This window comes from Methylobacterium sp. CCH5-D2, assembly GCF_001556475.1.
Lineage (GTDB): Bacteria > Pseudomonadota > Alphaproteobacteria > Rhizobiales > Beijerinckiaceae > Methylobacterium > Methylobacterium hispanicum.
On sequence record NZ_LSIX01000914.1, the window covers coordinates 1 to 5731 of the forward strand.

4 protein-coding genes and 1 pseudogene are annotated in these 5731 nt (G+C 74.4%); 3 read left to right on the forward strand and 2 right to left on the reverse strand.

Annotated features, from left to right (window positions below; genetic code table 11):
• Together AX737_RS24670 and AX737_RS24675 are read left to right on the forward strand one after the other, a co-directional pair.
• Window positions 1–342, forward strand: a pseudogene (locus AX737_RS24670) (TRAP transporter substrate-binding protein DctP); the annotation flags it as partial.
• Window positions 343–460: 118 nt separating this feature from the next.
• On the forward strand, window positions 461–2449 hold the full coding sequence (locus AX737_RS24675; RefSeq protein WP_066925934.1) for a HAMP domain-containing methyl-accepting chemotaxis protein: 1989 nt from the start codon (window positions 461–463) through the stop codon (window positions 2447–2449).
• Between the two features lie 52 nt (window positions 2450–2501).
• On the opposite strand, the gene AX737_RS24680 is transcribed toward AX737_RS24675, so the two are convergent.
• Entirely contained in the window at window positions 2502–3392 is an 891-nt protein-coding gene (locus tag AX737_RS24680; RefSeq protein ID WP_066925937.1) for an alpha/beta hydrolase, read from the reverse strand.
• Window positions 3393–3549: 157 nt separating this feature from the next.
• Window positions 3550–5313: an SLC13 family permease gene (locus AX737_RS24685; protein WP_066925940.1), complete on the reverse strand. Its 1764-nt coding sequence runs from the start codon at window positions 5311–5313 to the stop codon at window positions 3550–3552.
• Between the two features lie 53 nt (window positions 5314–5366).
• Between AX737_RS24685 and AX737_RS24690 the strand changes: the two genes are divergently transcribed.
• Window positions 5367–5731, forward strand: a 365-nt coding sequence (locus AX737_RS24690; protein WP_156453933.1) for a hypothetical protein, incomplete at its 3' end; no start/stop codon positions are given.

The window sequence follows — 5731 nt, forward strand, 5'->3', positions numbered from 1 at the left end:
GTGATCGCCGCGTCCCGCTTCGAGAAGGTCCAGAAGCACCTGACCCTGAGCGGGCACGTCTATTCGTGGGCCGTGGTCGCGATGTCGCGCGCCGCCTGGGAAGCCCTGAGCGCCGCGGACCAGAAGGCCTTCACCGAGGCCGCTCGCGCCGCCGGGCAGGTCTCCCGCGAGGTGGCCGGGCGGGCCGAGACCGAGGGCGTCGACGCGCTGCGCAGGTCCGGGATGAGCGTGGTCGCGGGCGTCGATCGCGCGGCCTTCGAGCAGAGCCTGCAGGCGACGACGTCCGGGTTCAGCGCCCGCTTCGGGGCCGAGACGCTCCGGCAGATCCGGGCGGTCCGCTGAGGCCCGATCCGGGCGCGCCGGATCACGAACGACCCTTCCTCTCCGCTGCCCGACCGTCCCGCACCGGCCCGCGTCTACAGGCCGGCGAGGATGCACCGAGGTTCCAGGACTGCCGCCGATGCTCACTCTCCGTCCGGACCGTCTCTCGGTCGCCCAGCGCATCGCCGCCGGCTTCGGCGTGGTGCTGGTGCTTCTCCTGCTGTCCGCGCTCGCCACCTTCCGCAGCGTCAGCGTGCTCAACGCCGAGGTGGAGGGCGCGGACGCCCGCGTGCGGGCCGCCGAGCGGGCCAGCGCCTCCGAACTGCTCGTCAACGGCGCCCGGCGCCTCGTGCTCAACTACATGCGCACCGAGCAGGGCGAGATGCTGGGCGAGCTCAAGGCGGGGCTCGCCAAACTCGCGGCCGAGAGCGAGGCCGCTCCCCGGTCCGGAGAGGCGGAGGATGCGATGCTCGGGCCGTCGCGGGACTACGTGGCCGGCGCGAACGCCCTGATCGGCGTGATGCAGGCGCGCAAGGCCGCGCTCGGCGACCTCGGCAAGCTCGGCGTCGCGCTCTCGAATGCCGGCTACGCGATGGCCGACCGGGCCGCGCAGGATCCGGCCCTCGCCGCCGCCGCCTTCCGGGCCGACCGCGCCCTCCAGGCCACCCTCGCCGCCGCCTACCTGTTCCGCTCGAGCAACAACCCGGCGGATGCCAGCACTGCCACGGTGGAGTTCGGTCGCTACACGCGGGAGATCGCGGCGCTCGCGCGGATCGACGGCGCCGGCCTGCTCCAACCCCCGCTGAAGGCGGTCGCCGGCAGGGTCGCCCCGTTCAAGGCGGCGCTCGACGGCGTGCTCACCGGTGCGGGCACGGTCGAGGCCGCCTACCAGACCCTGAAGCAGACGGGTGACCACCTCGTCGCCCTGGGTGCCGAGACGCGCGAGCGGGCGGTACGCGACCAGCAGCAGATCATGGCCCTGATGGCCGCGGACGCGAACCACCTGCGCGGGCTCGTGATCGGCATCGGCGCGACCGCCCTCGTGATCGGCGTGCTCCTCGCATGGCGCGTCGGCCGGGGCGTCGCGCAGCCGGTGACCGCGATGACCGCGGCGATGCAGCGCCTTGCTGCCGGCGACCACGCCGTCGCGGTGCCGGGCGCCGCGCGCCGGGACGAGCTGGGCGCGATGGCCCGCGCCGTCCAGGTCTTCAAGGACGCGCTGATCGCCAAGGCGCGCGCCGACGCCGCGGCGGCCGAGGAGGCCGACGCCAAGATGCGCCGGGCCGATCATCTCGACGGGCTGACGAAGACCTTCGAGGCGAACGTCTCGGTGCTGGCGCAGGGGCTGGCCGGGGCCGCGACCGAGATGGAGGCCACCGCCCAGACCATGGCGAGCACGGCCGAGCAGACCGCGCTGCAATCCGCGACCGCCATGCGGGCGGCCGAGACCACGGCGGCCAACGTGCAGACCGTGGCCGCCGCGAGCGAGGAGATGTCGGCCTCGATCCAGCACATCACGCAGCAGGCCGGTCAGTCGGCCCGCATCGCCCAGAAGGCCGCCGACGAGGCGCACCGGACCGACGGGCTCGTCCGGCAACTCGCGGGCGCGGCCGAGCGGATCGACACGGTCGTGGCGATGATCAACAAGATCGCCGGGCACACGAACCTGCTGGCGCTCAACGCGACCATCGAGGCGGCGCGGGCCGGCGAGGCGGGCCGGGGCTTCGCGGTCGTCGCGGGCGAGGTGAAGGACCTCGCGGGCCAGACCACCCGCGCGACCGAGGAGATTGCCGGCCAGATCGCCGCGATCCAGAGCGTGAGCCAGGAATCGGTCGCGGCGATCCGCGCCATCGGGGCCACGATCGGCCAGATGGCGGCGGCCTCGAACGCGATCGCCGCCGCCATGGAGCAGCAGGGGGCTGCCACGCAGGAGATCGCCCGGAACGTCCAGCAGGCCGCGAGCAGCACCGGCCGGGTCGCCGGGAGCATCGCCGACGTGCGCCAGGGTGCCGGCTCGACCGGCAGCGCCGCCGGGCAGGTGCTCGGTGCCGCGCGGGAACTTTCGCACCATTCCGAGAGCCTCCACCGGGAGGTGGGTCTGTTCCTGGCGGGCGTGAAGGCGGCTTGAATCGGTGCCGCCACGACGGGGAGGGCTTCGGCCGTCCCCGCGCCCCGTCGCGTCAGCGGGCGCCGAGACGGCGCGCGACGAAGGCCCCCGCGCTCGCGAGGGAGTGCCGCCCGTCGGCCACCTCCGGGTAGAAGAGATGCCAGGCATGGATCATGTGCGGCCAGATCTCGAGCTGCACGGCGACGTCGGCGGCACCTGCGACCGCCGCGAGCCGCACGGAATCGTCGAGGAGCGTCTCGGCGGAGCCGACCTGGATCAGCATCGGCGGCAGGCCCGCGAGGTCGGCTCCGAGCGGTGAGACGAGAGGCCCCCGCGCGTCGGCTCCGTTCAGGTAGAGGCCGGCGAGTTCGGACAGGTAGGCGCGGCTCAGCAGGGGATCGACGGCCGCCTTGGCGTCCATGCTCGCCCCCATGAGCGCGAGGTCGACCCAGGGCGAACTCAGCCAGAGGCAGCCCGGCAGCGGAACGCCCGCCGCGCGCAAGGACAGGGCCGTGGCGAGCGCGAGGCCGCCGCCCGCGCTCTCGCCCGCGAGGGCGATCCGCGCCGGCGCGATGCCCGAAGCGAGGAGAAAGCGGTAGCCGGCGAGCGCGTCCTCGAGCGCGGCCGGGAACGGGTGCTCCGGCGCCAGCCGATAATCGAGCGCGAAGGTCCGTGCCCGCGCCGCGCGCCCGGCCTGCGCCACCATGTGGCGATGGCTCGTCAGCGAGCCGGAGACGTAGCCGCCCCCGTGCAGGAACAGGATGACGGCGTCTCCCTCGGCCGCCGGGGTGCGCGTCCATTCCGCTGTCACGCCGTCGGCATCCGCCGGCTCGACCACGACATCCGGAGGCAGGGCGTAGCCGGCCCCGAGGCCGTCGATGCGGGCGCGCCGCTCGGCGAGGTCGGCGGGTCTCGGATGCGCCGCGAGCCGGGCTCGGATCACGTCGATGTCGTCTGGCGCCACGCGTCGCTCCCGACCGGCCGGCAGGTCGTCGCCTCGGCGCCGGACGCGCGACGACGACCCTCGCATCGCCACGCTCATAGACCGGTGCCCGCGCGCGGCGCATCGCCCCGGAGGTCGGAGCCGGGGCTCTTGCGGCCTAACCCGAAAGACGCCCCCGTCAGGTCCGATGGAGGGGCCACACGAGGGCGATGAGCGGCACGCCCACCACGATCACGATGAGGGAGAGCGGCAGCCCGAGCCGGGCGTAGTCGCCGAAGCGGTAGCCGCCGGGTCCCATCACCAGGGTGTTGCACTGGTGGCCGATCGGCGTGAGGAAGTCGCAGGCCGCGCCGAGCGCGACCGCCATCAGGAACGGGTCGGGATTGAGCCCGAGCTTGGTCGCGAGCTTGGCGGCGATCGGCCCCATGATCAGCACGGTCGCGGCGTTGTTGAGGAACGGCGTCACCGCCATGGCCAGAACCAGGATCGCGCCGAGTGCCGCCACGGGCGAGAGGTCCTGCACCAGGGCCGTCAGGTGGGCGGCGACGAGGTCCGCGCCGCCGGTGCTGCTGACCGTCTCGGAGATCGGGATGAGGGCGCCGAGCAGCACCAGCACCGGCCATTCCACGGCCTGGTAGGCCTCGTGCGGGGTCATGCTGCGCAGGAGCAGCACGGCCACGACCGCGCCGAAGAAGGCCACCGCCACCGGGACGACGTGGAGCGCGACGAGGCCCATCGCGGCGAGCAGGATCGCGGCCGGCAGCCAGCTCCGGTCGTTGCGGCCGAGCGCGATCTCGCGGGCGGCCAGCGGCAGCACCTTCAGGGTCCCGAGGGCGGGCGCGAGCGCGGCGGCGCGGCCGCGCACCACCACCACGTCGCCGGCCCGGAAGCGGACGGAGGAGAGCCGCTGCTCGATGCGCCGGCCGCGCCGGCTGACCGCGAGGATGCCGAGGCCGGTGGCGCGCTCCAGGTCGAGCTGGGCAGCGGTGCGTCCGACGAGGTCGGATTCGGCGGTCACCACGCCCTCCATCACCACCGCCTCGGCCGCGGGCGCGGCGCCCGCGAGGGCGAGCCCGGTGCGGGCCACGAAGCGCTCCAGCGCGTCGGGCTCGCCGTCGAGGAGCAGCACGTCCTCGTCCTTCAGGGGGAAGTCGGGGCTCGCCGGATAGCGCCGGAAGCGCTCGCGCAGGACGGTCGCGACGCGGACCTCGCCGTCGCCCTGCGCCTCCAGCGCGGCCACCGTGCCGCCGGCCGCCGGGTGGCGCGCGGGCAGGCGCGCCTCCGTGGTGTAGCGCTCCAGGGTGAAGGCCGCCTCCATCGAGCGCGTGCCGCCGTCGCGCCGCGGCAGCAGCCGCCAGCCCAGGCACAGGAAGACGAAGCCTGAGGCCGCCACGCAGAGCCCCACGGGGGTGTAGTCGAACATGCCGAAGGGTTGGCCGGTCAGGTCGGCGCGGACCTTCGAGACGATCACGTTCGGCGAGGTGCCGACCAGGGTGACGATGCCGCCGATCAGCGAGGCGAAGGCCATCGGCATCAGCATCGCGGAGGCCGGCGTGCCGCTGCGGCGGGCGAGCTGCAGGGCGATCGGCATGAAGATCGCCAGCGCGCCCACGTTCTTCGTCACCATCGACAGCAGCAGCACCCCGGCAACCAGGATCGGCACCTGCCGTCCCGCGCTCGTCAGGTAGGGCATGAGCGGGCGCATCAGGGTCTCGACCGCGCCCGAGCGGGCGATGGCCGCCGAGAGCACGAGCGCCGCACCCACGATGACCACGATGTCGTCGGAGAAGCCCGAGAAGGCCTTGTCGGCGGGCACGAGGCCGATCGCGATGCCGACCGCGAGCGCCGTGAGCGCCACGACGTCGTAGGGCAGCCGGTCCCAGACGAAGGCCGCGACGGTCACGCCGATCAGGCCGAAGGCGAGCACTTGATCGACGGTCATCCGGGAACACCTGATCGGTGCGCCGACAACGGCGGCGCGGGCATGGAGGGCAGGTGTTGCAGCTAGTCGAGACGGGACCGGATCACCAGCCGTCCGAGGGCGAGCGGGCGACGATCGACCGCCGCCACCGCGCCGTCGAGCCGGGCCGCCGCCAGCTCGCCGAGGCGGTCGGCCAGAAGGTGCTCCACGGTTTCCTGCAGAACCGCCACCAGACCCTGATGCCGCTGAGCGTCAACCTGACGCGCCTCGCCGAGGGGGAGTGCGCGGCGCTCGCCCGCTTCGCCGCGGTGGCCGCCCGGGCGGGCGGCGCGGAGGCCGCCCTCGATCCGGTGCGGGCCTGGCTCCGCGGTTCGGGCGCGGATGCCGGCCTGCTCGCGGCGTTCGAGGCGGCGCTGCGATCGCCGCCGCCGCTCGACGC